Below are 25,411 nucleotides of genomic sequence, written 5' to 3'. Positions count from 1 at the left end.
TATCGTTGTGAAAAAGTAAAACTGAATTGGCATAGCGTTCGTTTATTAGTATTTAAGGGCTTCAGTAGCGTCGTCATTAACCGTTTGCCCTATCAACTAACTCATTGAAGTTGATAGGGCAAACATGATGCCAGAGAATGGGTCAGATGGTAGCTGGCCCAAAATTAATCACCTGCACAGTATCGTCTTCTTTGGCCGGGGTTGCTTCAGGAATATTTCCCGAAAAAATCTCCTGGCCATCTTCAAACTCGTAAGGCTTGCGCTCACCGGAGCGGTCAATGGTCAGGCTGGTGAAGTCGAACAGTTCGGTATCGGCCATCTGGGAAGGCGCAATATTCTGCATGGCGGTAAAGATGGACTCAATGCGGCTTGGGTGCCTCTTTTCCCACTCTGCCAGCATGGCTTTAATGTTTTGACGTTGCAGGTTCTCCTGTGAACCACACAGGTTGCAGGGGATGATCGGGTAGTTCTGGATTTCAGCAAAGCGGCTGATGTCTTTTTCACGACAGTAGGCCAGTGGACGGATAATCACATTGCGACCGTCGTCCGAACGAAGTTTGGGTGGCATGGCAGACAGGCGTGAGCCATAGAACATGTTCAGAAACAGGGTTTCAACAATATCGTCCTTGTGATGGCCCAGGGCGATCTTGGTGGCGCCAATCTCTTCCGCAAAAGAATACAGAGTGCCGCGACGCAGGCGGGAACACAGACCGCAGGTGGTTTTGCCTTCCGGAATCTTGGACTTAACGACAGAATATGTGTCGCGGTTAATAATGTGGTAAGGCACACCGGTAGTCTCAAGGTACTCTGGCAGAACGTGTTCAGGGAAACCTGGCTGCTTCTGGTCAAGGTTAACGGCAAACAGCTCAAAGTGGATAGGGGCACTTTTCTGAAGGCTCATCAGAATGTCCAGCATGGTGTAGCTGTCTTTGCCGCCTGACAGGCACACCATGACCCGGTCACCGTCCTCAATCATATTGAAGTCTTCAATGGCCTTGCCGGTGTGGCGTCTGAGTTTTTTCTGGAGTTTGTTAAAGTTGTATTTTTCTGCGCCAGTCAGGGTGGTCGAGGTCATAGATTTAGAACACTGATTCCGAGTTAAAGCTCGCGATTATAGCGGTGTGCAATAGTTAGCCGCAATCCGGTGCAACTACCAATAGCGACTGCGAGCAACAACAACCGCGAGAGCATTATTGATGTAGATCAATGGTCAGATGCTGTTTCCGTATAGGCAGAGTGTGTCATTATATGAGATAAAATGTTCTGCAGGGTTTGGATCATCCGCTAACTTTAATCTGTACAAGCGACAGACAGCCGACTGTGGACTTGAAGCAAGACCGATAACCTTTTATCAGGCGCTCTTGACTTGGCCTGTATTAACTTTCATGACCATTTTTGCTGAATTTACAGCAACTCAGGGATAGTCAGTACCAACAATAACCTTCGAAAACACAATATTCAGGGGATTTTTATGAGTGATCACAACAAGTTGAGAGACTGGATGCTAAACCGCCGTGATGAACTGAGCGAGCGGCTGCATAACATTAAAAAAGACGTCACTCGTAAAGCCAGTGCCGACTGGTCGGAGCAGGCACAGGAGCGTGAGAATGATGAGGTGATTGATGCTCTTGGTAATGAAGCAAAGATTGAACTGAATAAAATCAATCTGGCGCTTGATCGCATGAATAACGATGACTACGGCTATTGTGTTGGTTGCGGAGGCGAAATAGCACCTGCCCGTCTGGAAGCTATGCCCTATGCCGATCTGTGCATCAAATGCGCAGAAGCCCGCGATGCCCGTGGCTGATCATAGGCTGCGGATTGCTGTTGATGTCTGATTTTCTCCCGTCTGGCTGGTCTCCCCTGTGATCAGCCGCTCGTAACTGTCTACAAAGCTTTGCACTGAACCGGGGTTGTGGCGGTGAAAATGGTTATGCCAGAGTTTGCCAAGACCCTCGATATCATCTTTAGGCATTGAGTGTATGTTCTTTTCAGTTCTGCAATAGACCAGCCATGCAATAGCTGTTGCGTAAGAGAGGTTTGTCGCCAGCTCAAGGTGTGGATGGCAAAGAAATTCTCTCTGGCTGGCCAGTCCTCTGACCAGACTTGAAAGTTCTGATCGTTTCGCCAGATAAAAATCCCAGATATTTCGATGCATTCGCGGAGAAATATGGTAAATCCCCAGTGCCCGGTGATGATCCTGTTTGATATGAAATCCCAGCTCAGACTCTCGTGCAGCTGTTCCCAGTAACAGGTTTTCAGCCGTAGGGCTCCACATCTGGAGGTGTTTCAGGGTTGGACGAACAACGTGGAGGCGCAATTCCTTTGCACAGATTCCCATGCCTGAATCCTTGTTATGCATTATTCATTTTTATCGTATCACCCGCTTAATACTGAAGCACCAGACATTTGGAAATAAAGTGTAAGAAATATTGTACAGAGAGAACCGGTTGGTTCTCTCTCGGACAGCCTCCTAAGTGGCGGGAAGCATTATTCGCCCTCAAATGCACACAAAGAAAAAGTGGGAACGCCAGCATTTTGCAGACGACGGGAGCCACCGAGGTCGGGCAAATCCATAATGGCTGCGGCTTCAATGGTTTTTGCTCCGAGTTTTTCTATCAGCTGAACTGCAGCCAGAAGGGTTCCGCCGGTTGCAATCAGGTCGTCTACCAATAAAACGCGATCACCTTTGTGCAAACTGTCGGCGTGGACTTCCAGGCTGGCGGTGCCGTACTCCAGATCATATTCCACAGAGAGGGTCTTCGCAGGTAGCTTGCCTTTCTTGCGAAACAGAACCAGTGGCTTGTTGAGTACATAGGAGAGGTTGGAGCCGATCAGGAAGCCGCGGGCATCCATGGCGCCAATATGGCTGAAATCCAGTTCCATGTAGCGGTGGATAAAACTGTCCATCACGCCGCGCCAGGCTTTGGGGTTTTCAAAAATAGTGGTGACATCCCGAAATAGAACGCCGGGCTTCGGCCAGTCCGGAACGCTGCGAATCTGGGACTTAAGATAAAAATCGTCGATGATCATGAAATGGCAACCAGTTACTGTGCGTGTGATGTGAGGTTTGGTGGCTGGAACGGAAGCAACCGCCGGATGTGTACATAAGTACTCAACAATCCGGCAGGCTCCTGAATCCGATTACATCAGATCAGTTTGTTGCAATGATCTGCTCAATATCGGCGGCTTTCCCGCCAGCCAGAGAGCATAGTTGAACTGCATCACGAATTTCAATTTCCTTGCCAACGGCTGAAATCAGACCATTTTTCTGGAAACGTGTGAAAACGCGGCTGACCGTTTCTACCGCCAGTCCCAGATAGTTGCCCATTTCATTGCGAGACATGGACAGTCTGAACGACTGGGATGAGAAGCCACGGCGACGAAAGCGGCTGGCAAGATTGATCAGGAACGTAGCAATACGCTCATCTGCATTCTTCTTGGACAGCAGCATCATCATTTGCTGGTCTTCCCTGATCTTTTTGCTCATCAGGCGCATCAGGTGACGACGCAGCTCCGGGAAGTCATCAGACAGCATCTCCAGCTGCTCAAACGGAATTTCACACACCATGGTGGTTTCCATAGCCTGGGCGGATACCGGATACACGTCAGTGTCCATACCACTCAGGCCGAGGATTTCGCTTGGCAGATAGAAGGCAGTAATCTGTTCTTCACCTTCGTTAGTAGCAGTGTAGGTTTTGATGGCACCGGAGCGAACAGCGTAAACGCTGTCAAACGGATCCCCTTCCAGGAACAGGTGCTCACCTTTTTTCAGCGGACGACCGCGTTTAATGATGCGATCCAGATTGTCAATATCTTTCACACTCAACGCCAGCGGCAGGCACAGAGAGCTGAGACTGCAATCCCTGCAGGCCACATGGCTTGGTTGTCGGACGTTGGGCTTGGACGTCATCGAGTGCCCTCAAGGTCTTTAAATGCAAAACGCTGACTATTTTATGGAAAATATTTTGAAAGTGTAAGTGCGGTGTTGACCTACGAATGTTGATATTGATCGTTTTTTAAACTTAATTCGGCAAGTCGCATTTTGTTGCGGTTAATGCCTAGTCTCGTTGGTGGATGTTTTGTTCTTTTTTGGGGTTTTGAGCAGGTTTTTTGCGACTGGTTTGTACTGGGTTTCATCAGGAGCAATGTTTTGTTGTGTTGCTCTGTGGGGCTTCTATGGAATTATTGTGTAAAAAACGTGTCAGGCAAGGCTGATTTGATGAGGGAATATTCTTGTGGCTCTGCCTTCAGTTGATCATAGTGCCGGTGTTTTTGCTGACTGTTTTTGGGGGAATCAAAGGTTAACCGGTTAAAGTGAGTTAACCTTTGAACGTCTGAGCTTAAATAACTTTAGAAAAATGCTTCACATTATTTTGCTGCTGAAAATAACGGTCAAACACCATACAGATGTTTCTGATCAGCAGCTTGCCAGCCGGTGTTACTTCCAGAACTTCGGGTGTCACTGAGACCAGTCCGTCTTGTTCTAAAGGCTTTAGATTAATCAGTTCAGACAGGAAGTAAGTCGGAAAATCGATTCCGTATTGCTGTTCAATCATGGCTGGCTCAAGCCTGAAATGACAGATCAGCTCGTTAATAACGCTTTGGCGAATCTGGTCGTCTTTCGTCATTTTCAAGCCGCGATGCAAAGGCAGCCGGTTTTCATCAATGGCTGATTGATACTCGGCCATGTCTGTATGGTTCTGTGCGTAGGTTTTTCCTACCTTGCTGATTGAAGATACGCCCATCCCTACCAGATCGCACTGGCTGTGTGTGGTGTACCCCTGAAAGTTGCGATGCAGTGTGCCTTCTTCCTGGGCAATCGCCAGTTCATCATCGGGCAGTGCAAAATGATCCATGCCGATATACACGTAACCACTGTCTAATAATTTACGGGTGGCCTGTTGCAGTATCTGTAGTTTGACACTGGCATCGGGTAAATCTGCTTCACTGATGCGGCGCTGTGGCATAAATCGGTGTGGCAGGTGAGCGTAGTTAAATAGTGACACCCGGTCCGGTTGCATGGTGATGATTTTATTGATGGTGGTCATGAAGCCGTTCAGTGTCTGGTGAGGCAGACCGTAGATCAGATCCATATGGACGGATTTGAAGGCCATGGCGTGTGCAGCATCCAGAACAGACTGGATCTGCTCTTCCGTTTGCAGCCGGTTAACCGCTTTTTGAACGACCGGATCCAGATCCTGAACACCAATGCTGATGCGCGTAAAGCCTGAGTCGCGCAGTGTTGCCATCATGGGCCAGTCTACTTCACGGGGGTCCAGCTCTATGGAATAGTCAATATCGTTACCGTGCGACAGTGTGAAGTGTTCAGACACTTTATTGATCAGGGCACTGATCTGTTGTTCATTCAGAAACGTTGGCGTGCCGCCGCCCAGATGCAATTGTTGTACTTCCTGCTTTGCATTGTACAGTTCAGCCTGAAGTTCAATCTCCTTAAATAAATACTTCAGGTAAGTTTCCGCCTGATCCGTATTTCGGGTGACAATCTTGTTGCAGGCGCAGTAATAGCAGACGTGCTGACAAAATGGAATGTGGAAATAAAGCGACAGTGGTTTGTCAGTGGCCGAGCTGTGCCAGGCACTGGATTGATAGTGCTTTTGATCAAAGTCTTCAGAAAACTGAACGGCCGTTGGGTATGAGGTGTAGCGTGGACCAGACAGGTTGTACTTGCTGATCAGACCTGTATCCCACACGGGTGTGTTATTCATAATTATTCTCGATTGTTTTTATCAGGTCATTAGTCTGTCATCGACCTTGTGAATAGGCTTTCAGTCTATTTAATGGGTGTTCTTATATAATTGACATGTGTCAATAGGTAGGTAGCACAATTTACAGTTGAGTGAATTGTTTGATCAGGGTCAGGTTTGGAGAATTTACATGGAGTGACCGGCAAGGGTCAGCAAAGACATGATCCATTTCTGATGAGGTCCGGGCATCGCCCAGATACCAAACAGAACCATCAGTAATCCCGCCAGATTACGGGTGATAGCGGACTGAATCAATCCGGTTAACTGTCGGGCAAACAGGCCGGTTAGAAACACAGAGGGTAAGGTGCCAAGCCCAAAAGTGCCCATGAGTAATGCAGACTGCAGGGCGTTGCCCTGACTGGCGCTCCAGATCAGGGTGCTGTAAACCATTCCACAGGGTAGCCAGCCCCAGAGACTGCCCAGCGCCAGGGCATTTGGCAGACTGCAAACAGGCATCAGTCGGTTGGCCCGGGGCTGAATATGCTTCCATAGCCGTCCACCTAGCTGTTCCAGTCGTATCAGCCCTCGCCACCATCCGGTGATATAAAGTCCCATGGCAACCAGCATAAAGCCGGCAAACCATCGCAGGGCTGTATGTACACTGCGACTGAGATCACCCAGGTACCAGCCAATGCTGCCCAGAATAAAACCGGCCAGAGCATAGCTGCCAATTCTGCCTATATGATAGGCCAGCATCATAAGCGTTATCTGCCAGCGACTTTTTCCTTGCAGCGACAGGCTTAACGCGGAAGTAATGCCACCACACATACCAATACAGTGAGCGCTGCCCAGTAGTCCGATGCTGAGGGCGGTCAGGTAAACAGGCATGGTATGGCTAAGTTCCATCACCGTACTTCCGAAGTATTGTTATTGTTGCCGGTATAGCTGTTTGAACAGCTTTTCTGAAATATCATGTGTTTTGCATCTTTTAGGATTGTAAGTGGTTATCTTTCTCACTACTCTGACATGTGTCAGTCTGAGCGCTCTTTTTTGTTGCTTTATCTTCGAAAAGGATGCTGTGAGCAGGGCCTTCCAGATCATCAAACTGGCCATTATCGACCGCCCAGAAAAAGACCTTGATAGCCAGAGCAATAAACAGAACAGCGATAGGAATAAGAATAAACAGGCTTTCCATGTTTACGCCCTTATAGCTGATTGATGCACAGCCGTTGTGTCATGGGGATCGGTTCCCTGAAGCCGTTCCGGAGCAGGCTGCTTGCTCAGGCGCAAGGCGTTGCCAACCACCAATAATGAGCTCAGGGCCATACCAATTGCAGCCATCCACGGCGCAATTAACCCGCTAGCTGCCAGAGGCAGGGCAGAGAGGTTATAGAGCAGTGACCAGGCCAGATTCTGTCGAATAACCGATCGTGTTTTCCGGGCCAGCTGGCGGGCATCCAGTAAACGGCTTAAGTCGTTGGATAACAGAACCGCGTCAGCGTGGGTTTTTGCCAGATCGGAAGCACTGCCCATGGCCAGAGAGATATCGGCACCTGCCAACACCGGTACATCATTAATACCATCCCCAACCATCAGAATTCGCTCACCTTTTTGCTGTTGCCGTTTAATAAAGTCAAGCTTGTCGTCCGGGTTCGCCTCTGCCTGCCAGTGGCTGATGTTTAACTGTTCTGCAACCGAGCTAACGACGGCTGTCTGGTCACCACTGAGCAAAGTCACTTTTATGCCACTGCGCCGCAACTGACTGATCACGTTGCCCGCCTCTGAGCGTAGGCTGTCGTCTTTTATACGGAACCAGCAAAGAGGCGTATTCCGCTGACTCAACATCAGCCACTGGTCTGTTCCTTCTGGCGCTGCGGGGCTATGTCCAGCCAGACAGAAATCAGCTCTGCCGATTCGATACAGAGTGTCATTAACGACACCTTCTACCCCCTGTCCGGTGTGAGTTCTCACTTGCTCAGCGGGCATTGCCGAGGTGCGACTGCGAAAGGCTTTAGCAATAGGGTGTTCTGAATGCGCTTCCAGTGCGGCGGCAATCTGAAGCACATCTGTCTTTGAATGATCCGGGCTGATCATTCTTACCTCAGCCAGTTCAATATTACCTCTGGTCAGGGTTCCGGTTTTGTCAAAAACGACGTGGTTAATCTTTTCCAGACCTTCCAGCACATGTCCCCGGGTGATCAGAAAACCGAGTTGATGCAGGTGGCCGGTGGCTGCGGTTAATGCCGTAGGAGTAGCCAGCGACAGTGCACAGGGGCAGGTGACCACCAGTACCGATAATGTGATCCAGAACGCGTCTTCGGGAGCAACGCCCGACCAGTACCAGTAAACAGTGGTTGCCACAATCAGTACTGAAGCGACAAACCATGCTGCTACCCGGTCAGCCATTCTGGCAATGGCTGGCTTTTCATGTCGGGCATGGTTGAGCAGTTGCATAATGGCGGACATGCGGGTTTCGGCGCCTACTTGCGTTACCTTAAAGTCGATGGCGTTTTCGACATTAAGACTGCCGCCGATCACTGTGTCTCCAAGTGAGTGAGGCACCGGACGGTTTTCACCGGTCAGCATGGATTCGTCAAAACGGCTGGAACCAAGGGTAATAATGCCATCGGCAGGTATTGAGTCGCCGGGTAATACACGTACTAAGTCGCTTTTCTGTAATTCTGCGACCGGTACTCTGACGTATTCTTCGCCGACCTGCTTTAGGCAGCTTGAAGGTAGCAGGTTCTGCAAGGCTCTTGCAGCTCTTGACGTGGCATGCCTTGCCCGCAGTTCAAGGTAGCGTCCGGTCAGAAGAAAAAAGGTGAACATGGATACCGAGTCAAAATAGACTTCACCTCTGCCATTAAGTGTTGCCCACAGGCTGGCCACATAGGCACCGCCGATGGCAATAGAGACAGGCACATCCATGCTCAGGTGACGGACTCTCAGGTCTCGCAGAGCGGCTTTAAAAAAAGGCGCGGCGGAATAAAAGATGACAGGGGTTGCTACAATCGCACTGATGTAACGAATAAAATCCCGGTAAGGGTCACTCATATCATTGGTGATGGCGCCCGAATACAGGGCAACGGCATACATCATCACCTGCATGGTGCCAATGCCTGCCAGTGCCAGTCGTCTAATAAAACGACGGTTTTCTTCTTTTAATAAGGCTTCCTGTCTGTCTGCGCGCCAAGGGTGAGCTTTGTAACCAATACGGTGAATATGCAGCAGGATGGTACTCAGGGGAATCTGTTCAGGGCTCCATACGACCTGTGCTTCATGCGTACTGAGGTTAACGCTGATCAGGTCTACCCCTTTTAGCGAGCCGATGTGATTTTCCAACAGCCAGATGCAGGCGGCACAGGTAATGCCTTCAATTAACAGGGAGGCTTGTTTCAGAGAGGCGTCTTTTGAGAGAACAAACTCTTTCTGAATATCGTCCCGGTCATAGATCAGCAGTTCTTCCTGAAGCCGTTGGGTGATGGTGCCCGCTTGCAAGCCGGGATCGGTACGATGCTGATAATAATTGTCCAGACCTCCGGCAATAATAGCCTCTGCCACAGCCTTGCAGCCGGGGCAGCACATGGGTTGTTGTATTCCTTCGATTTCGGTGTGAAACGGCGGTTCACCCGGAATAGGCAGATGGCAGTGAAAGCAGTGATGATGCTCCTTACTCATGTTTCACTCCCCTTGCATCAAGGATGCGTTTGCAGTTTAAGCGTTGCTCCGGGCTCAAGGGTATGGGCCTGGTTCAGGCGCCAGCCGGTTTCATAACCGACTTCCGGAATCAGTTCGTCCATGGTTTCCAGCTGAATATAGGTTTTGCCGGACGGGTTATGGTCGGTCTGGCCGACGTAAACGACGCCTGAATCGCGGCTGATGCTGCGTTGCAGGGTGATGATATTGTCCCGGTCTGCAAAGGTAGGGGAGAGCAGGCTAAGTTTCAGGGACTCAGGCCACTCTTCAGCATCGCCCTGAAGGGTTACCCGTACTTCACCCATCAGGTCATCAATATAGAGCCGGGCAGCGATGTTCAGATCGCGGGCATTCTGATCCCGGGTCAGATCCTGATTAATGGCTTTACCGCTTTTGTAATAGTCATCCACCACCACGCTGTCCTGAATCTTGAAGGCATAGTAAATCCGGTAACTGCCCCAGATGAACGTGGTCATCAGCAGTCCGAGAATCGCCCAGACCCAGGGTTCCCTGTACCAGGGGGTAAAAGGTTCTTGATTCACCGGATGGGTCATGTACTGCTTCCTCTTGTCCGAATGTTGTTCTTTTTATGATGAGTGAACGGCTATTTTAACGGTGCAACGAACCGGCTGCCAGAACTGACCGAAACCGAATCGGGCTGCTGGCTCGTCAGCGTAAATTCAATATCCTGACTGGGGCTTGTTAATTCATTAACAGGCGCTGATAGCCGGATGACCTGTTCTGCCACTTCCCCGGAGTCTACGACAAAGGTAGGCGAACTGCCGGATTGTAAGTCGTTAATGCCCGTGAAGCTGAGAGTTAGTGTCTGATTTCGGTCGGTCTTGTTAGCCACCTTCAGGGTAAAGATGTTTTCAATGCGCCCGTCCGGCAGTGTGCGATACAGAACATTGCGATCTCTTAATACTTCAAATTCAAACGGCGAGCGGTGAGCTAGAGTCCAGAGAAACAATCCGACCATGACCAGTAAGGCACTGGCATAACCCACCAGACGGGGACGGAACCAGTGGCGGGATTGGCCCGCCAGCTGGTTTTCGGTGGTATAACGCACCAGTCCGGGCTCATAACCCATTTTGTCCATAATGCTGTCGCAGGCATCGATGCAGGCTGCACAACCAATGCAGCCAATCTGCAGGCCGTCCCGGATATCAATTCCGGTTGGACAGACCTGAACACAGACCTGACAATCGATGCAGTCACCGAGTCCTTCTTCTCTATAATCACTGTTGCGTTTTCTTGAACCTCTGGCTTCACCGCGCTTCTCGTCGTAGGCGACCACCAGTGTGTCATTATCAAACATGACGCTCTGAAAACGGGCATAAGGACATATCAGCAGGCACACCTGCTCCCGCAACCAGCCAGCATTGCCATAGGTGGCGAGTGTAAAAAAGGCAATCCAGAATACGGCCCAGGGATGAACCTGCCAAGCGGTGATATCGACTACCAGCTGCCGGATGGGGGTAAAGTAGCCGACGAATGTCAGGCCGGTGGCCAGTGCAACCAGCAGCCAGAGAGTATGCTTTGCCAGTTTTCGCAGCAGCTTGTTGCCAGACATGGGCTGCTGATCCAGCTTCATGCGCCGGTTTCGCTCACCTTCTGTGAAACGTTCAATCCACATAAAAATCCAGGTGAAGACGCTTTGCGGACAGGTGTAGCCGCACCATATTCGGCCAGCAAACACGGTAATAGCGAATAAGCCAAAGGCGCAGATAATCAGCAGCCAGGACAGCAAGATAAAGTCCTGAGGCCAGAAGGTAGTGCCAAACAGATGGAATTTCCTTTCCGGCAGGTCAAACAGCACCAGTTGTTGCCCACTGATTTCAACCCAAACCGTACCAAAGTACAGTAATATCAGCAGCCCTGCGCCCAGTAGCCTGAGATTGCGGAAAAAGCCGGTAAAGCTGCGCGTGTAGATGGGGTCTGGCTTTTGGTACAGGTCAATCAGTTCAGGCTGCTCGTTGGGTTGATGGCTGAGCTGCTTGCTGAGCTGCTTGCTGAGCTGCTTGCTGAGCTGATTGTTGGATGGTTTGTCGAGATTTTCGCCGGGCTGATTTTTTTTCATTGCGCTAAAAACACCGCTTTTTTGGATTTCTTTTGTTGCTGCGTCGAATTAGATACAGGCTTTCAGGTGTTATTTGAAAAAACTATCCAGATTTTCGATGGTCTATATTACCCGTCTTTCAAATAAATAGCTTTGATGAGAGTGACAAATAATACGAAATTTATCCTGAGAGTTTTTTTTCTCAGCGCCTTGCTGTTGTGTTCCAACAGGCAGTCTTGTGCTGGTGACCAGCGCTTTCACGACCTTCCATTTGGAACATTGGGCTTTGATGGTAGTGGAGTACAGTCTTACTACGATCAATCTTATTCATCGGAGGCCGAGGCTTATCATGCACCCTATCTGTCTTCTTTAATTAACAGCGCTGAGGCGTCATTCAGGATGACGCTGGCTTCTGTGCTGGTGGGCGGGCTGTCTTACGCTGTTTTCCCGAACTGGCTGTCATCAAAGCTCAGCCCGGCAAGGGTCGCCTATGGTACGATGTTCCTGCAGTCTCTCCGCTCAATGGTGCCTTTTTATCTGGATCTGTTTTCCAGATCTTATCGCTTTTCTCAACTGGGCGAAGACGAAAACCGGTATGTTATTCAACTGATAGCAACGGTGATTTCCGGTTATCCTTCTCTTCATATTCAGCGAGTTTATGATTTCAGCGAACATCGCTTGTTCTATCGAATTGTGCCCTTGCCGGAAGTATCCCCGGTTGTAACGGGCAAAACGGCAGGCGAGAGCGATGTAGTGCAACAGTTGACCAGAGTGTTGCGAAGCAAAAAGGTGTATCTGGAGCTTGATTTTCCAGTGCCGGACGGTTGCCATCTGAGTGGGTTTTTCTGTCAGTCGGAAGCAGATGACATTGAATCCAAAACTTTGAGAATGACGGTATACCCTGTTAATGACCGGGCTCGACGGCAAGTTGTGGTTGATTTTCACTCTTCCAATGGGCGTTTCTGGCTTGAAGATATTATCACTGCCTATGAGCAAACCAGGGCTTATGCCAAAAAGCACAGAACTCAAAGTAATCTTGAAAGTGATCCCGTCAATGGCACTGATTTTATTACAGACAATTCAGATCCGGAATTGACCGGGGAATGGACAGACGATGTCCAGTTTGAATCACCGTTGGGGCCGGACTGGATAATAATTTTGACAAAATGGCTGAGTCATTATGACGGAAAGGATGAGAACGGAGTCGTAGTCGTAGACATCAATTCTGAACCCTGCAATGCTGAAGAGTGTGAGACTGACCCTTATTCGTCCGACTGGTTGATTCAGCCCAGCGAAAAGAGCGGTTGTCTGGAAGTGGTTATGAACGGAGCAGTTTATTATCTGCCAGGTAACCTGATCAATATCGAGAAGCCGTCTTCCGACAGACATTATTGCCATGCTGTTCTGGAAACGGCCTCTGCCGCACCGGTAGCGGGTGCTTATTCAGCCAGTAACCGGATGGAGGCTCAAAAGGCTTTTTATTACGACCATCTTTACAGAGCGTTGTTTGTGCAGGCATCCATGATAATGGCTGGCAAGGCGGTTCATATGGCGGGCAAGAGAATGCCTGTTTCAGGCGAGAAAAGTTCTGGTGCGCCTGCTTCTGGTACGGTTTCCAAAGTGCTGCCTGTTGAGCCTGCTGCAAAAATAACTTTAGCGGTTGATCCGGTGCCTCGCGTTAAGTCACGCTTGCCGAGCGTTGCTGCTCTTCAGTTGATGAAACCTCGAAAGGTATTTCCATACTGGTTGCACAGCTTAAAACAAAAGTCATCGTTTAATCTGGTGACGTTGGTTAAGGCAGCCATAACGCAAAGAGAGCGCGACGACTTGATGGTTAAACCCAGAGTACCCATTCAAAAGATAGCTCCTTTGAAAAAAACTCAGTTCAGTCAGCGAAACACTGAATCCGCTGCAGCAGAAAATGTTGAACGGATTGGAAGTCTTTATCAGCAAGAACCGCAACCAAAACCTGGGGTTAAGGAAACCCAGAAGGTGTTGGAGTTGGAGGCTGTTAACGATGAAAATGTCATCTCTGAACCAGTTCTGACGTTAGATCAATCAATGGTTGGGCCAGATACTGTGCTCACTCTCGCTCCAACAGCTGGGTCAGAAGACGCTGACAAGGTGACGAGTCGGGATGAATCGGAGATTAAAACACTAGAAGAGTCTGGTGATGCAATCGCAGTTATTGATCCTGAGCATGATGACAAGAAACAAATGGTTGAAGTTGTGTCTGTCCAGCCCGAGTACACTGTAGAAAAAGCAGAGTTTGAGGCAATCTCCAACACTGTAGTGGAAAATAGAGTCAATGAAGAGTCGTTATCTGATTCTGACAGCAGCATTGAGGGTAGAAAGCCACAGCCTGAAAGAGAAAAATTAGTGTCAGAGTATGAGGATTCAGGGTTGGAGCACTCAGGGCAGTACGATCAGGCTGGGTCAGCTGAAACTCTTGCAAAACAAACCCACAAGTCCAGTCTTAGCTCGATAGACTCGTCACTGGAAACCGGCGATGATTCATCAGTGAAAGGTTCGGTCAACTCTCTAAATGAAATTGCTGCTATTCCTCGTACTGATATCCCTGTGACTAAGCAAACAGTTATCGAAGATGAGTTGGAAACAGATGTTGCTGCGCGGCTGGCCAGAATAAAGCAAAAGAGCAATGTCAGACCGGTATTGGATGAGCTGGCTTCTGCAATGCGTGATATCGACTCAGGAATACCATGGAAAGAGGTTGTTATTGAACGTATCAGGCAAAATATTTGGGTTGCCATGTACGGAGCGAAGAGAAGTAATACTGCAGACGTTGGATTACCGCTTTTTCACAGCAAAGATGTATTGAAGTTGCAAGGGCTGGAGCCGCCTGAAAGTTGGAAGGGCATTGACAGGGTGATTGCTGAGCGGCTTAAAGCAATAGCATTCCAGAAAGTAGAAAGCAGAAAAACCAGCCGTTTCAAAGATGCTAATGAATTGCCTGTCACTATGCGCTTTCTGGATGGAATGAATGTTTTGTTTAATCGGGTTGCTGTTGTAGATCAGGCGAAAATGATAGGAACGACGGTTTATCTTCTTCCTCTAAAAGACAAAGGCTACATTTCTTCTGACTTTGAAGGGTTTGTTTCTCTACAAGCATTACAGGAGAGGTTGAGTGACAATCCAGTTTCTGTATGGCTTCACGACACGATAGAAGAACTTGTCGATGAGGAATACCAGAGAGTCATCAGGCTGATCAATGATCTTGTTGTCATGTATAAAAAGCACTATGCCAATGATATTTCAGACAACGAAGTTATTCTCGGGCATAGACCACTGGAGGAGATCGTTGCTAAACGTAATAGTAAAGCCAGCAAGGCTAAATTTCGTTTAGCCCGCCTTGAAGGAATGTTGTATACCTATGAGCACGTTACTCCATTGTTGGTGGAAGCATTCCCAATTGTTAAAACTTATGAAGGCTGGAAAAACTCATTTCATGCTATGAAAGCAATGAGGGAAGGGCTTGAACTCGATCCTACTCCTATCCAGCCATATTGTGTTAAGGCGAAAAAATTGCTGGAAAAAATCAGCCAGTTAAACCAATACAATATGCCTGAATATAAATGGGCAGAGGTGATTGAAGCTAAAGATACACTTGAGAAACATTGTAAAAAGTGTGGCGTTAGTGTAGAGAGAAGCGTGGATTATTAAACTAAACGTTGAAGCCATTGACTCACAGTTGTTTTTGATGAGGGTGAATCAATGGCTTCGACTATCAGGCCAGTATCAGGTCACTACTTTTTCTTATCTTCCAGACTGTAGACATAGGTTGAAACCAGATGCACTTTCTCTTCTCCAAGAATATCTTTCCAGGCGGGCATAACGCCGTTACGACCACTGCGAACCGTGTATTCAATTTCTGCCTGACTGGAGCCGTATAACCATACAGCATCGGTCAGGTTAGGGGCGCCAAGGGCTTTATTGCCTTCACCGTTGGGGCCGTGACAGATTGAGCAGGTGTCCGCATAGATTTTTTTGCCATTACTGATCACATCATCGTCAACCTGATCAATAAGCCCGACCTGGTAGCGAACGAAGGTAGAAACATCCCGCACGCCTTTTTCACCAATGACAGCACCCCATGCCGGCATCTGACCTTTGCGCCCGTCCATAATGGTCGTTTTTATCTCTTCCGGACTTCCGCCATACAGCCATTCATTGTCAGTAAGATTAGGAAAGCCAAAGGCGCCACCGGCGTCGGAACCATGACAGAGTGCGCAGTTGTTCAGGAAAATACGCTGCCCCATTTTCAGGGCTTTGGGGTTTTCTACCAGTTTTTCGATGGGCGTTCTGGCGTATTGGGAAAACAGAGGGGCATAACGTCTGTCGTGTTTTTCCTCACTTCGTTCCAGTTCGCCAACAGAAGTCCAGCCCAGGAAGCCTTTCCAGTTACCCATGCCGGGGTAAAGCAGTAAGTAGGCAGCAGAAAATACCAGTGTGGCGACAAACAACAGGAACCACCAGTGCGGCATTGGGTTGTCCAGTTCTTCAATACCGTCGTAACTGTGCCCGGTGGTTTCATCGGTCAGGTCGCGCCTCTGGGTTTTTCGGGTTGCGAACAGCAACCAGATCACAAGAACAAGACAGGCCAGAGTCAGTACAATGATCCAGCCGCTCCAGAAACTACTCATCATTGTGTTCCCCCTCCTTTCTTGTTCTTCCCAGCATTTCCGGTGTTGAGACTGTTCTGTGTGTTGTTACCGTTGTCAGGGAAGTTATCATCAGCAAATGGCAGGTTTGCAGCTTCTTCGAAGTCTTTTTTCCTGCGACTGCTGTAGGCCCAGTAGGTGACGGCAAGGAATGCCACCATGGCCAGAACCGTGGCAAGCCCTCTGATGTCATTGATGTCCATGGTGTTACCGTTTCGTTGTAATTGCTGTACCGAGTGATTGCAGATAGGCCACCAGTGCATCCATTTCGGTGCTGCCTTTTACCTGGGTGGCGGCTCCGGCTATGTCCTCGTCGGTATAGGGCACGCCCAGTGTTCGCATGGCTTCCATTTTTCTGGCGGTCAGCTTTCCGTCCAGCGTGTTTTCATTCAACCATGGGTATGCCGGCATAATGGACTCAGGAACAACGTCTCTCGGGTTGTGCAGGTGGGCCCTGTGCCATTCATCGGAATAACGTTGCCCAACCCGGCCAAGGTCTGGCCCGGTGCGCTTGGAACCCCAGAGAAACGGATGTTCGTACACGGATTCGCCAGCGACTGAGTAGTGCCCATAACGCTCGACCTCGGCACGCAGCGGGCGAACCATCTGCGAGTGGCAGCCGACACAGCCTTCACGGATATAAATGTCACGCCCTTCCAATTGCAGCGGCGTGTAGGGTTTGAGCCCGGCAACAGGCTGTGTGGTTTCTTTCTGGAAGAACAGTGGAACGATCTCGACCAGACCGCCAAAGCTGATTGCAACCACAATCAGCAGCACCATCAGACCAATATTTTTTTCAACAATCTCATGTTTTGTCATGGTGATGATCCTCCTTGCTCAAACCGCTTGGGGCTCGGTACTGGCGTCGGCCTCAGTATCCTGAGCAGGTAGCTGACTGGTACGGTAAACGTTGTAAGCCATAATCAGAACGCCGGAGACAAAGAAGGCACCGCCAATGGCGCGAACGATATAACCGAATTCACTGGCAACGACGGATTCAATAAAGCTGTAAGTCAGGGTGCCGTCGTTGTTGACTGCACGCCACATCAAACCCTGGGTGATGCCGTTAACCCACATGGCGACGACGTAAAGAACGGTACCGATGGTTGCCAGCCAGAAGTGCGCATTGATCAGCGGAACGCTGTACATCTGTTCACGACCATAAACCCGCGGAATCAGATGGTAGAGTGAACCAAAGGAGACCATGGCGACCCAGCCCAGAGCACCGGAGTGAACATGACCAATGGTCCAGTCGGTGTAGTGAGACAGAGCATTAACGGTCTTGATGGCCATCATGGGGCCTTCAAAAGTAGACATGCCGTAGAACGACAGGGAAACCACCAGGAAGCGCAGAATAGGGTCGGTACGGAGTTTGTGCCAGGCTCCGGACAAGGTCATGATGCCGTTGATCATGCCGCCCCAGGAAGGTGCCAGAAGAATCAATGACATGACCATACCCAGACTTTGGGCCCAGTCTGGCAGTGCGGTGTAATGCAGGTGATGCGGGCCAGCCCAGATGTAAATGGCAATCAGGGCCCAGAAATGCACGATGGATAGACGGTAGGAATAAACCGGACGTTCGGCCTGCTTGGGCACAAAGTAATACATCATGCCAAGGAAGCCTGCCGTCAGGAAAAAGCCCACGGCGTTGTGCCCGTACCACCATTGAATCATGGCATCCATGGCACCGGCATAGGCCGAGTAGGATTTGGTCAGGGTGACAGGAATAGCGGCACTGTTCACTACATGCAAAACGGCAACAGTAATGATAAAGGCACCAAAGAACCAGTTTGCCACATAGATGTGTCTGGCCTTGCGCTTCATAATCGTGGCGAAGAACACCAGCGCATACGACACCCAGACAATAGTGATCAGAATATCAATGGGCCATTCCAGCTCGGCGTATTCTTTAGAGGATGTCATACCCATAGGCAGGGTGATGGCTGCCAGCACGATCACCAGTTGCCAGCCCCAGAAGGTAAAGGCCGCCAGTTTCGGCAGTGCCAGCGTCGTCTGACAGGTGCGCTGAACAACATAATACGACGTGGAAAACAGGACGCAGCCACCAAAGGCAAAGATAACGGCATTGGTGTGTAACGGTCGCAAACGACCAAAGCTGGTCCAGGGAAGATTCAGGTTGAGTTCGGGGAAAACCATCTGCGTGGCGATGAACAGTCCGACGCCCATACCTACGATGGCCCAGACCACTGCCATGAGGGCAAACTGCCTGACAACCTTATAGTTGTAAGCGGGCTGTAGCATTACAGTGCTCATGCTCCATGTTACCTTCGGTTTGTACTTATTGTTCGATTATTGTGGGTAATACACAGGGCTGGAGTATTGATCTGGGTCAATTTTTCATGGTTGTAACCCATGGATGGCGGTACAGTTCTGTCCTGGATCGGTACTATCGCACTTCTTTTTTTTATTCTCCGGTCCTGAGTGGTTGCCGGCCTTTTACACGACACTGTCGTTACCAGTCTGACAGCTGTTTGCAAAGATTCGGTAAGCCCGCGGCAATCATACAGAAATGTAGATGTAATCGCTAATGCTTTTTCGGCATTTGCGTAGATGGGGGAGGGGGTTGAATTCGAGGCTTTTTCACAGGGAAAACAGGTATTGCCGGAAGCGGGAGGCTTTATCCCACTTCCGGCAAACCGATGGCTGTCAGTCGCTGTGGCGAGTTAAAAACTCAATAGAAGGTGCGAAAAAAGCACAGCCAGTGACTGCCGTTGAATAGTTCATCAGGTGGTCATAATGACCGGCTTCATCGGCCTTCATCATGGCTTCAAGCATCAGCTCAAAATGCACGGGTGTACGACAGTAGGAAGCAAACAGCAGCCCGGCTTCTTTACTGTTGCCATAGGGCATGCTGTGCCGGAGGATTTCCATCCCTTTGCCTTCGGCGTCTTTGATGTTGGCACGTTTAATATGTGCTGTTGGTGCTTTTTGTTCACTGCTGAACTCAATGTCGTCAGCCTTGGTACGGCCAATGATTTTTTCCTGTTCGGCAACAGGCTGTTCGTTCCACTGGTGCAGATGATGGATGTAACGCTGGGTATGAATGTAGCTACCGGCGGTAAATTCGGAATCTTCTTCTCCGACCAGAGCAACGCTGGTGCGGCTGTCCCCTGTCGGGTTTTCGGTGCCGTCTACGAAACCGGTCAGGTCGCGGGAATCAAGATAACGGAAGCCGGAGACTTCTTCTTCAACCGAGATGCTTTTACCAAACTGTTCCAGAACATCGTGCATCAATTGGAAAACGATATCACGGCGATTGGCACGGATGTGTAGCAGAAGGTCGCCTGCGGTGGCAGGAGCCAGACGTTCTTCGTCTTCTATTTCCGGGAATGGGCGAAGGGATTCCGGACGGGTGTCAGGATAAAGGAGGCTCCATGCGTCACTGCCAATACTGATGGTCGATGACAAACGGGCGTCGGGATATTGTTCTGCCAGCTTGGTGGTCATTTCTGGAATGATGGCGCAGGTCTTGCGGATGCGCGCAAGGCTGGTTGTGTCTCTGTTGATCAGCAATGTGAGAAACAGAGCGTCAGTATTGGCTTCCGGAGTGATACCTGACTGGGGAGTATACATGGATGGCCTCGGGTCTGTGTGTCCAGCCCGACATTCTATGAGTTCCGGGGATTAATGACTATGCCGGAAGTCAATAAAACCTGATTTCAGGAAACGGGTGGTATTTATTGCGGCAGAATCTGTGTAGAGAATGCAACATAACCTGTTGATCGCTACAATAAGCGCTTTTCTACCTGTCTGGTACATTACTTTGAGTATCGGTAATCACGGCTTTTGATCGCCTTATACTCTGGTTTATGGTGGATACTCCGGTTTATGGCGGAAAGTGAACCTGAATGGTTTCGGGACAAGTTATTTTGAGGATGGTCTGTGTCTGAGCACATTGAAGTACAACACGAACTCGATACCTGTGGGCTGTTGTGCCCTGAACCGGTAATGATGCTGCACAACAAGGTTCGGGATATGTTGGCGGGTGAAGTGGTTAAGGTGATCGCTACTGACCCTTCAACCAAACGCGATATACCCAAGTTTTGCAACTTTCTGGATCATGAATTGCTGGAGAGTAAGGAAGAAGATAAACACTACATTTATGTGATTCGCAAAGCGGGTGAATAGTGACTGAAATAGCGGCTGCATTCAGCGCAGTTTTGATTGATTATTCAGGCTAGTCAGGAGCAGGTTGTTGACTGGAGGAGGAGGCTGCTTCGTTGTTTATGCTTCCAAGATAGCGTTGAACTTTGGGGTGGTCGGGGTTGAAGGCGTAAACACCACTTTGCCCTGTACATCTCATTACTTTGGTTTTGTAGTGGTAACGCATGCCTCTGGCCATGGATTCGAATGTCATTGATCCTTTGCTACGGCCAACTTTCCCCCATTGCTGTATCACCTGCCTCCTCTTGGCTAATACAAAAGTGCCTTCGGATCTATTCTGCCAGATAACAGAATCGTCGTTTCCGTCACACAGCTTCTTAAGTAGAAAATCATAGATTGTTGCCCGTTTAGCTTTGCTCACTTTACGCTGTTTTATTGCCATGGCCTTTTTACCTTTAGCAACTTTACCTTCAGCAACTGCTTTTTTTTGTAGAGTGGGTTTCTTCTGAGTAGACCTCTTAGCGACTGCGTTTTTTTGATAATTGCCGGCAGGCTGAGCGCTTGATGAGTCGGTTGACGAAACGGGAAGGGTTACTGTCTGGTTGTAAGGCGCAGCTACGACCATAGTGGAAACTGTTTGATGGGGAAACGGTGAGACGGCTGTTGCCTGCCGCTGCTCCAGACTGCTATGTTCCTGAGCTGCTGTCTGGAACGTTTCCGTATTTTGAGGGGCTTTTACTGAAACAGATGGTTGGTCTGATAATTCACTTTGAGAAAGTATACGCCCCCACAGAGTCGAATCATCCTTTTCAACGCCATCAGGGGCGTAAGAGCGAAAGTCCGGCACAAAACATGACCTGAATAGAGGATCATTTTGAAAAGCTGTATCCATTCTGCGCTCCGTTGGGGTTTGTCAGCTGTGACAAAAAAACAATTACCTGTTTCCGAACCCTTTTGATCAATATACCCTGCTGTTAGTTCCCTCCCTGTTTATTATTTTCGAAAAAATGGATAGATAAGCTCCAAATTTTCGTCTTTTATTTCGTAATATTCGACGATAAATTGATAAGTATGTTGAAAAAAATACAAACCTGCTGACAGGAGCCCACCATGAGCACCATTCTGAATATCTCTTCAAGTCTGTTTGGTAAAGACGGACAATCCTCGAAACTGGCCCGGACTTTCATCAGTCGCCTGCTGGTCAAACAGCCGGATGCTGAAGTCATTCATCGGGATCTCGCCGCCAAACCGGTTCCTCATTTAACGGCAGACAGCTTTCAGGGCTTTACCCTTCAGGCTGCCGAGCGAAGTGAAAGCCAGAGTCAGGCAGCGGAGCTGTCAGATCAGTTGATTAATGAACTGCAGCAAGCGGATATTCTGGTGCTGGGGCTGCCAATGTATAACTTTGGCATTCCTTCAACGCTGAAAGCTTACTTTGATCATATTGCCAGGGCGGGCATTACCTTCAAATACACCGATCAGGGGGCAGTGGGGTTGTTAACCGGAAAAAAAGCCTATGTTCTGACAACCCGTGGCGGTCTGTATAAAGGTACACCCAAAGATACAGAAACCCGTTATGTCACCGATTTTCTGGCGTTTCTTGGAATAGACGACGTTCAGTTTGTTTATGCCGAGGGGCTGGCAATAAGTGATGTGAGGGGTAAAGCCCTGCAGGACGCAGAGCACGCTATTGAACACCTGGAGGTTTAACATGAAATCCACAAGAAGCGTCATTCATTGTATAGATGCAGTGCCCGCTTCCGACGGCGCCGGTGTACAACTGAAACGAATAATGAGTCAGCCGCCTCACCGGCTGATGGATCCTTTTCTTATGCTGGATGAACTGAAAGCAGATGATAACGAGTCTCTGGGTGGCGGCTTTCCGCCCCATCCGCATCGGGGAATAGAAACCATCTCCTGCATGCTGGTTGGCGGTTTTCGCCATGAGGATCATATGGGCAATCGTCGGGAAGTGGGTAATGGCGGTATGCAATGGATGAATTCCGGACGGGGTGTCATTCACTCGGAAATGCCGTTACCCGAGCAGGATCGCCTGCATGGTTTTCAGGTGTGGCTGAACATACCCAGACAGGCCAAGATGAGCGATCCACAATATCTTGATGTCAATCGTGCTGATATTCCCGAGTGGATCTTACCAGATGGCAAGTGTCGTGTACTTGTCGGGGCATTACACAATGAGGAAACTCAGATTCAGGCGCCGGTCGTTCGTGAAGGCACGCAGGCTCTGATGCTGGATGTGAATATTAATACTAATGGCCGGTTGGTTTTACCAGTGACGACCAGCAAGGTCATGATTTATGTCTATCATGGCTCAGTGAACGTTGTTGGCAATGAATCCGTTATTCCGGTTAATCAATCTTCATTGGCGGTATTGAGCGAGTCGGGAGATCTGGAGCTCACAGCCAGTGAAGAGAGTGGATTCATTGTCCTTGCCGGTGAACCTTTGAATGAGCCGGTGGTTCAGTCAGGCCCGTTTGTTATGAATTCTGATGAAGAAATAGAGCAGGCATTTGTGGATTATCGGGAAGGCCGGCTAGTTGGGTAAGAATGGGCGGTATTCATCGGTAACTGGCTTTGAACAGCCTGATGGATGAAATTATCCTTCAGGCTGTTTGTCATCCATGAATAGCTTAACCTTACCTCATTCGACGATCGGTTTTACCTTTGAAGCGTCCCCACTCTGCGCCACCAAACTCTTTACTCATTTCCTGCCAGGTTTTACGCATTTGTCGGGTTTTTTCCGGAAACTCATTTATCAGGCTATTTTCTTCACCGATATCATCGGCAAGGTTTTAAAGACCTGCTTTCTCTCTGCGATTCTGCACCAGTTTCCATTCGCCCTGACGCAGAGCCCAGCTTTCACCATAGCGCCAGAACAGTGTGTCGTGTGGACTTTCAGTGGTTTCTCCACTGAGCACCGGCATGATGTCTTTACCATCCAGATCCCATTCCGGATCGATTTCCCCTCCGGCCAGTTTTACGGTGGTCGGGAAAAGGTCCAGCGCGCTGATCATGGTGTCGGAACGGGTGCCCGGTTTTATTTTGCCCGGCAGTTTTGCGGCAAAAGGCACACGAATGGCGCCTTCAAATGCCCCGGCCTTTTCACCTCGTAGTGGGCCATTATCGCCACCGTGTACGAATTTGCCGCCGTTATCGGAAAACAGAACGACCATGGTGTTGTCTGTCAGGTTTTCTTTTTTGAGCTTATCCAGAATTAAACCGATATTGTCGTCCATGCTGGAAATTATGGCAGCCAGCGTCTGCCTTTCTCCCAGGTGTTCAAACCTTTTCATATAGTCATCGGGTGCAGACATGGGGGCGTGAGGTGATGTAAAAGAGACTTCGAGAAAGAAAGGCTTGTCAGCATTTCGTTTAATTAAAAGCGCTCCAAGCCGGGCCCCCGGCTGAACATCTATGAGTAACTTTTCTCCCAACTACTGCCTACATGCCTATGATAGAAAGGAAGACATATCCGGACCAGAGACCGTAAACACACTGGTGCCTTTTGCCCGTTTGAAAGCGTGGTCGGGGAGCTGGCGACAACATCACTGATGACGCAATATGCGATCTCGTTCGGAAGAATGCGAATCATCGACAGCCCCATATCCGGATATGCCTTCGCACAGAAGTATAGAGGGTAAACCATGTCTCGCCGCAGCAAATCCAACCGTTCCCATTCTGACAGAGTCAAAAAGCGTATTGCTGGACATCTGGAGAAAATCAATCTCTTTGCCGCCGGTATTGATATCGGGTCAGAGTCACACTTTGTTGCAGTGCCAGAAGAGTTAGATGAACAACCGGTGCGTTCATTTGGCTGTTTTACCGCAGACCTTGAAGCTATGGCTGACTGGCTCGTAAAGCTTGGCATTACCACCGTTGTGATGGAGTCAACCGGGATTTACTGGATACCTGCGTTTGAAATACTGGAATCCCGGGGCTTGATGTAAAACTGGTCAATGCACGACATGTAAAGAATGTTGCCGGACGTAAGTCTGACGTTCTGGACTGCCAATGGCTTTTGCAGTTACATACTTACGGATTGCTCAATGGCGCGTTCCGCCCGGATGAACAGGTTTGTTCATTGCGATCCTATAGACGACAACGTGACACTCTTGTTGGCTACCGTGCTTCCCACATCCAGCATATGCAAAAGGCACTTCGACAGATGAATCTGTTACTGGATAATGTGGTGACTGATATTACCGGAAAAACCGGTATGACTATTATCCGCGCCATACTGAATGGGCAGCGGAATCCTGTGGAGCTGGCCAGATATCGTGACAAGCACTGCAAAAAATCCGAGGAAGAAATCGCCAAATCCCTGAAGGGGCATTACCGGGATGAGCATGTATTTGCTCTGCGGCAAGCTGTTGAACTTTACGATACTTATGATGAAAAAATCAGGGCTTGTGACAAAGCTCTGGAACAGAAGCTCAACACATTTGACAGCAAAGATGATAAAGACTCTCAAAAGCCTTCTACGCCAGATAAGCCTTCAAAAAAACGGAAGTCCCGTTGCGCTCCAGACTTTGATGTGCGTTCAGAGCTCAACCGGGTGAGTGGTGTCGATCTGACTGATATCGATGGCATTGATGAAAATACGGCTCTGAAGATTGTTTCAGAAATCGGTCTGGATATGAGTCGATGGCCTTCCGCTAAACATTTTGCCTCCTGGTTAGGGCTCTGTCCCGGAACCAAAATATCCGGTGGTAAAGTTCTGAACCGGAAAACCAAGCGTTTGCCAGGCGCAGCCGCAACAGCATTCAGGTTGGCGGCTTATTCACTGACCAGATCAAAAAGTGCTTTGGGTGCTTATTACCGAAGAATGCGAAGCAAGCTTGGTGCTCCAAAGGCGATTACGGCAACAGCGCATAAGCTGGCAAGGCTGGTTTACAGTATGCTCAAGCATGGGAGCCAGTATGTAGATGAAGGTCAGGAATACTTTGAGCAGCGGTACAGAGAAAGAGTTTTGAAAACCCTGAAGCAGAAGGCTAAAGATATGGGCTTCACATTAACGCCGGTTGAAACCGCCGTCGGTTAGGGTTGTTTTAGCAACCGGCGAGCTCATGGGGAGTTACTCAGAAGGTTTTTAGCTGGTTTAATTAGTGCCTGTCAGAAAACCT

22 protein-coding genes and 1 pseudogene are annotated in these 25,411 nt (G+C 49.2%); 6 read left to right on the top strand and 17 right to left on the bottom strand.

Annotated features, from left to right (window positions below):
• Positions 1-142: 142 nt before the first annotated feature.
• Positions 143-1,075 carry a tRNA 2-thiocytidine(32) synthetase TtcA gene (ttcA, locus tag EZMO1_RS16805; protein ID WP_051790106.1) on the bottom strand — a complete coding sequence of 311 codons (933 nt, stop codon included), beginning with the start codon at positions 1,073-1,075 and terminating at the stop codon, positions 143-145.
• Between the two features lie 396 nt (positions 1,076-1,471).
• On the opposite strand from ttcA, the gene EZMO1_RS16800 reads away from it, so the two are divergent.
• Positions 1,472-1,807 carry a TraR/DksA family transcriptional regulator gene (locus tag EZMO1_RS16800; protein ID WP_034876977.1) on the top strand — a complete coding sequence of 112 codons (336 nt, stop codon included), beginning with the start codon at positions 1,472-1,474 and terminating at the stop codon, positions 1,805-1,807.
• Here the strand turns inward: EZMO1_RS16800 and EZMO1_RS16795 are convergent, their stop codons facing one another.
• The 9 genes from EZMO1_RS16795 to ccoG all read right to left on the bottom strand — a co-directional run bounded on the left by EZMO1_RS16795 (position 1,808) and on the right by ccoG (position 11,484).
• A complete protein-coding gene (locus EZMO1_RS16795; RefSeq protein WP_051790108.1) occupies positions 1,808-2,341 on the bottom strand; it encodes a hypothetical protein in 534 nt (177 codons plus the stop codon). It abuts the gene before it with no gap.
• 149 nt (positions 2,342-2,490) lie between these two features.
• Complete coding sequence (locus tag EZMO1_RS16790) at positions 2,491-3,033, bottom strand: adenine phosphoribosyltransferase (protein WP_034876979.1); 543 nt, start codon at positions 3,031-3,033, stop codon at positions 2,491-2,493.
• Between the two features lie 121 nt (positions 3,034-3,154).
• Positions 3,155-3,913, bottom strand: coding sequence for a fumarate/nitrate reduction transcriptional regulator Fnr (fnr, locus tag EZMO1_RS16785; RefSeq protein ID WP_034876981.1), 759 nt, complete (start codon positions 3,911-3,913; stop codon positions 3,155-3,157).
• Positions 3,914-4,343: 430 nt separating this feature from the next.
• Positions 4,344-5,729 carry an oxygen-independent coproporphyrinogen III oxidase gene (gene hemN / locus EZMO1_RS16780; RefSeq protein ID WP_034876983.1) on the bottom strand — a complete coding sequence of 462 codons (1,386 nt, stop codon included), beginning with the start codon at positions 5,727-5,729 and terminating at the stop codon, positions 4,344-4,346.
• A 165-nt stretch (positions 5,730-5,894) separates the two neighbouring features.
• Positions 5,895-6,614, bottom strand: coding sequence for a sulfite exporter TauE/SafE family protein (locus EZMO1_RS16775; protein ID WP_061509597.1), 720 nt, complete (start codon positions 6,612-6,614; stop codon positions 5,895-5,897).
• Between the two features lie 82 nt (positions 6,615-6,696).
• Entirely contained in the window at positions 6,697-6,903 is a 207-nt protein-coding gene (gene ccoS / locus EZMO1_RS16770) for a cbb3-type cytochrome oxidase assembly protein CcoS (RefSeq protein WP_034876988.1), read from the bottom strand.
• 2 nt (positions 6,904-6,905) lie between these two features.
• A complete protein-coding gene (locus EZMO1_RS16765) occupies positions 6,906-9,386 on the bottom strand; it encodes a heavy metal translocating P-type ATPase (protein ID WP_034876993.1) in 2,481 nt (826 codons plus the stop codon).
• A 17-nt stretch (positions 9,387-9,403) separates the two neighbouring features.
• On the bottom strand, positions 9,404-9,958 hold the full coding sequence (locus tag EZMO1_RS16760) for a FixH family protein (protein ID WP_051790109.1): 555 nt from the start codon (positions 9,956-9,958) through the stop codon (positions 9,404-9,406).
• A 50-nt stretch (positions 9,959-10,008) separates the two neighbouring features.
• Positions 10,009-11,484 carry a cytochrome c oxidase accessory protein CcoG gene (ccoG, locus tag EZMO1_RS16755; protein ID WP_082212179.1) on the bottom strand — a complete coding sequence of 492 codons (1,476 nt, stop codon included), beginning with the start codon at positions 11,482-11,484 and terminating at the stop codon, positions 10,009-10,011.
• A gap of 750 nt (positions 11,485-12,234) precedes the next feature.
• Here ccoG and EZMO1_RS16750 point away from each other — a divergent pair.
• Positions 12,235-15,144, top strand: coding sequence for a hypothetical protein (locus EZMO1_RS16750; RefSeq protein WP_145912636.1), 2,910 nt, complete (start codon positions 12,235-12,237; stop codon positions 15,142-15,144).
• A gap of 83 nt (positions 15,145-15,227) precedes the next feature.
• Here EZMO1_RS16750 and ccoP read toward each other — a convergent pair whose 3' ends face one another.
• From ccoP to EZMO1_RS16725, 5 genes are all read right to left on the bottom strand, one after another.
• A complete protein-coding gene (gene ccoP, locus EZMO1_RS16745) occupies positions 15,228-16,127 on the bottom strand; it encodes a cytochrome-c oxidase, cbb3-type subunit III (RefSeq protein WP_330217124.1) in 900 nt (299 codons plus the stop codon).
• Positions 16,124-16,345, bottom strand: a complete 222-nt coding sequence (locus tag EZMO1_RS16740; protein WP_034876998.1) for a CcoQ/FixQ family Cbb3-type cytochrome c oxidase assembly chaperone — start codon at positions 16,343-16,345, stop codon at positions 16,124-16,126. Before EZMO1_RS16740 ends, ccoP begins: the two co-directional genes overlap by 4 nt.
• 4 nt (positions 16,346-16,349) lie before the next feature.
• On the bottom strand, positions 16,350-16,961 hold the full coding sequence (ccoO, locus tag EZMO1_RS16735) for a cytochrome-c oxidase, cbb3-type subunit II (protein ID WP_034877000.1): 612 nt from the start codon (positions 16,959-16,961) through the stop codon (positions 16,350-16,352).
• 18 nt (positions 16,962-16,979) lie between these two features.
• Entirely contained in the window at positions 16,980-18,416 is a 1,437-nt protein-coding gene (gene ccoN, locus EZMO1_RS16730; RefSeq protein ID WP_034877002.1) for a cytochrome-c oxidase, cbb3-type subunit I, read from the bottom strand.
• Between the two features lie 393 nt (positions 18,417-18,809).
• Positions 18,810-19,736: a Dyp-type peroxidase gene (locus tag EZMO1_RS16725; protein ID WP_034877004.1), complete on the bottom strand. Its 927-nt coding sequence runs from the start codon at positions 19,734-19,736 to the stop codon at positions 18,810-18,812.
• Between the two features lie 375 nt (positions 19,737-20,111).
• On the opposite strand from EZMO1_RS16725, the gene tusA reads away from it, so the two are divergent.
• Entirely contained in the window at positions 20,112-20,291 is a 180-nt protein-coding gene (gene tusA / locus EZMO1_RS16720) for a sulfurtransferase TusA (RefSeq protein ID WP_236632044.1), read from the top strand.
• 49 nt (positions 20,292-20,340) lie between these two features.
• On the opposite strand, the gene EZMO1_RS16715 is transcribed toward tusA, so the two are convergent.
• Positions 20,341-21,159 (bottom strand): ETS domain-containing protein, encoded by an 819-nt coding sequence (locus tag EZMO1_RS16715; RefSeq protein WP_082212182.1) that lies wholly within the window; start codon positions 21,157-21,159, stop codon positions 20,341-20,343.
• Positions 21,160-21,377: 218 nt separating this feature from the next.
• Here EZMO1_RS16715 and EZMO1_RS16710 point away from each other — a divergent pair, with 218 nt between their 5' ends.
• Positions 21,378-21,977, top strand: a complete 600-nt coding sequence (locus tag EZMO1_RS16710) for an FMN-dependent NADH-azoreductase (RefSeq protein WP_034877011.1) — start codon at positions 21,378-21,380, stop codon at positions 21,975-21,977.
• A gap of 1 nt (position 21,978) precedes the next feature.
• The gene (locus tag EZMO1_RS16705) at positions 21,979-22,833 is read left to right on the top strand and encodes a pirin family protein (protein WP_034877013.1); all 855 of its coding nucleotides are present in this window, start codon (positions 21,979-21,981) and stop codon (positions 22,831-22,833) included.
• 247 nt (positions 22,834-23,080) lie between these two features.
• On the opposite strand, the gene EZMO1_RS16700 is transcribed toward EZMO1_RS16705, so the two are convergent.
• The gene (locus EZMO1_RS16700) at positions 23,081-23,722 is read right to left on the bottom strand and encodes a sulfatase-like hydrolase/transferase (RefSeq protein ID WP_082212184.1); all 642 of its coding nucleotides are present in this window, start codon (positions 23,720-23,722) and stop codon (positions 23,081-23,083) included.
• Between the two features lie 264 nt (positions 23,723-23,986).
• Between EZMO1_RS16700 and EZMO1_RS16695 the strand changes: the two are divergent.
• Positions 23,987-25,329, top strand: a pseudogene (locus EZMO1_RS16695) (IS110 family RNA-guided transposase).
• Positions 25,330-25,411: the final 82 nt, after the last annotated feature.

Origin of the sequence: Endozoicomonas montiporae CL-33 (genome assembly GCF_001583435.1) — a bacterium.
GTDB lineage: Bacteria > Pseudomonadota > Gammaproteobacteria > Pseudomonadales > Endozoicomonadaceae > Endozoicomonas_A > Endozoicomonas_A montiporae.
Note: the sequence above shows the minus strand (reverse complement) of the source record. Positions and strands in the feature narration are given on the sequence as shown.

What these genes read in the sequence shown, in the direction of transcription:
- EZMO1_RS16765 (WP_034876993.1), bottom strand. Translation starts at nt 9,386, where the DNA reads ATGAGTAAGGAGCATCATCACTGCTTTCACTGCCATCTGCCTATTCCG.
- EZMO1_RS16795 (WP_051790108.1), bottom strand. Translation starts at nt 2,341, where the DNA reads ATGGGAATCTGTGCAAAGGAATTGCGCCTCCACGTTGTTCGTCCAACC.
- EZMO1_RS16725 (WP_034877004.1), bottom strand. Translation starts at nt 19,736, where the DNA reads ATGTATACTCCCCAGTCAGGTATCACTCCGGAAGCCAATACTGACGCT.
- EZMO1_RS16715 (WP_082212182.1), bottom strand. Translation starts at nt 21,159, where the DNA reads ATGGATACAGCTTTTCAAAATGATCCTCTATTCAGGTCATGTTTTGTG.
- ttcA (WP_051790106.1), bottom strand. Translation starts at nt 1,075, where the DNA reads ATGACCTCGACCACCCTGACTGGCGCAGAAAAATACAACTTTAACAAA.
- ccoP (WP_330217124.1), bottom strand. Translation starts at nt 16,127, where the DNA reads ATGATGAGTAGTTTCTGGAGCGGCTGGATCATTGTACTGACTCTGGCC.
- EZMO1_RS16740 (WP_034876998.1), bottom strand. Translation starts at nt 16,345, where the DNA reads ATGGACATCAATGACATCAGAGGGCTTGCCACGGTTCTGGCCATGGTG.
- tusA (WP_236632044.1), top strand. Translation starts at nt 20,112, where the DNA reads ATGATGCTGCACAACAAGGTTCGGGATATGTTGGCGGGTGAAGTGGTT.
- ccoN (WP_034877002.1), bottom strand. Translation starts at nt 18,416, where the DNA reads ATGAGCACTGTAATGCTACAGCCCGCTTACAACTATAAGGTTGTCAGG.
- hemN (WP_034876983.1), bottom strand. Translation starts at nt 5,729, where the DNA reads ATGAATAACACACCCGTGTGGGATACAGGTCTGATCAGCAAGTACAAC.
- fnr (WP_034876981.1), bottom strand. Translation starts at nt 3,913, where the DNA reads ATGACGTCCAAGCCCAACGTCCGACAACCAAGCCATGTGGCCTGCAGG.
- ccoS (WP_034876988.1), bottom strand. Translation starts at nt 6,903, where the DNA reads ATGGAAAGCCTGTTTATTCTTATTCCTATCGCTGTTCTGTTTATTGCT.
- EZMO1_RS16705 (WP_034877013.1), top strand. Translation starts at nt 21,979, where the DNA reads ATGAAATCCACAAGAAGCGTCATTCATTGTATAGATGCAGTGCCCGCT.
- ccoG (WP_082212179.1), bottom strand. Translation starts at nt 11,484, where the DNA reads ATGAAAAAAAATCAGCCCGGCGAAAATCTCGACAAACCATCCAACAAT.
- ccoO (WP_034877000.1), bottom strand. Translation starts at nt 16,961, where the DNA reads ATGACAAAACATGAGATTGTTGAAAAAAATATTGGTCTGATGGTGCTG.
- EZMO1_RS16760 (WP_051790109.1), bottom strand. Translation starts at nt 9,958, where the DNA reads ATGACCCATCCGGTGAATCAAGAACCTTTTACCCCCTGGTACAGGGAA.
- EZMO1_RS16775 (WP_061509597.1), bottom strand. Translation starts at nt 6,614, where the DNA reads ATGGAACTTAGCCATACCATGCCTGTTTACCTGACCGCCCTCAGCATC.
- EZMO1_RS16710 (WP_034877011.1), top strand. Translation starts at nt 21,378, where the DNA reads ATGAGCACCATTCTGAATATCTCTTCAAGTCTGTTTGGTAAAGACGGA.
- EZMO1_RS16790 (WP_034876979.1), bottom strand. Translation starts at nt 3,033, where the DNA reads ATGATCATCGACGATTTTTATCTTAAGTCCCAGATTCGCAGCGTTCCG.
- EZMO1_RS16800 (WP_034876977.1), top strand. Translation starts at nt 1,472, where the DNA reads ATGAGTGATCACAACAAGTTGAGAGACTGGATGCTAAACCGCCGTGAT.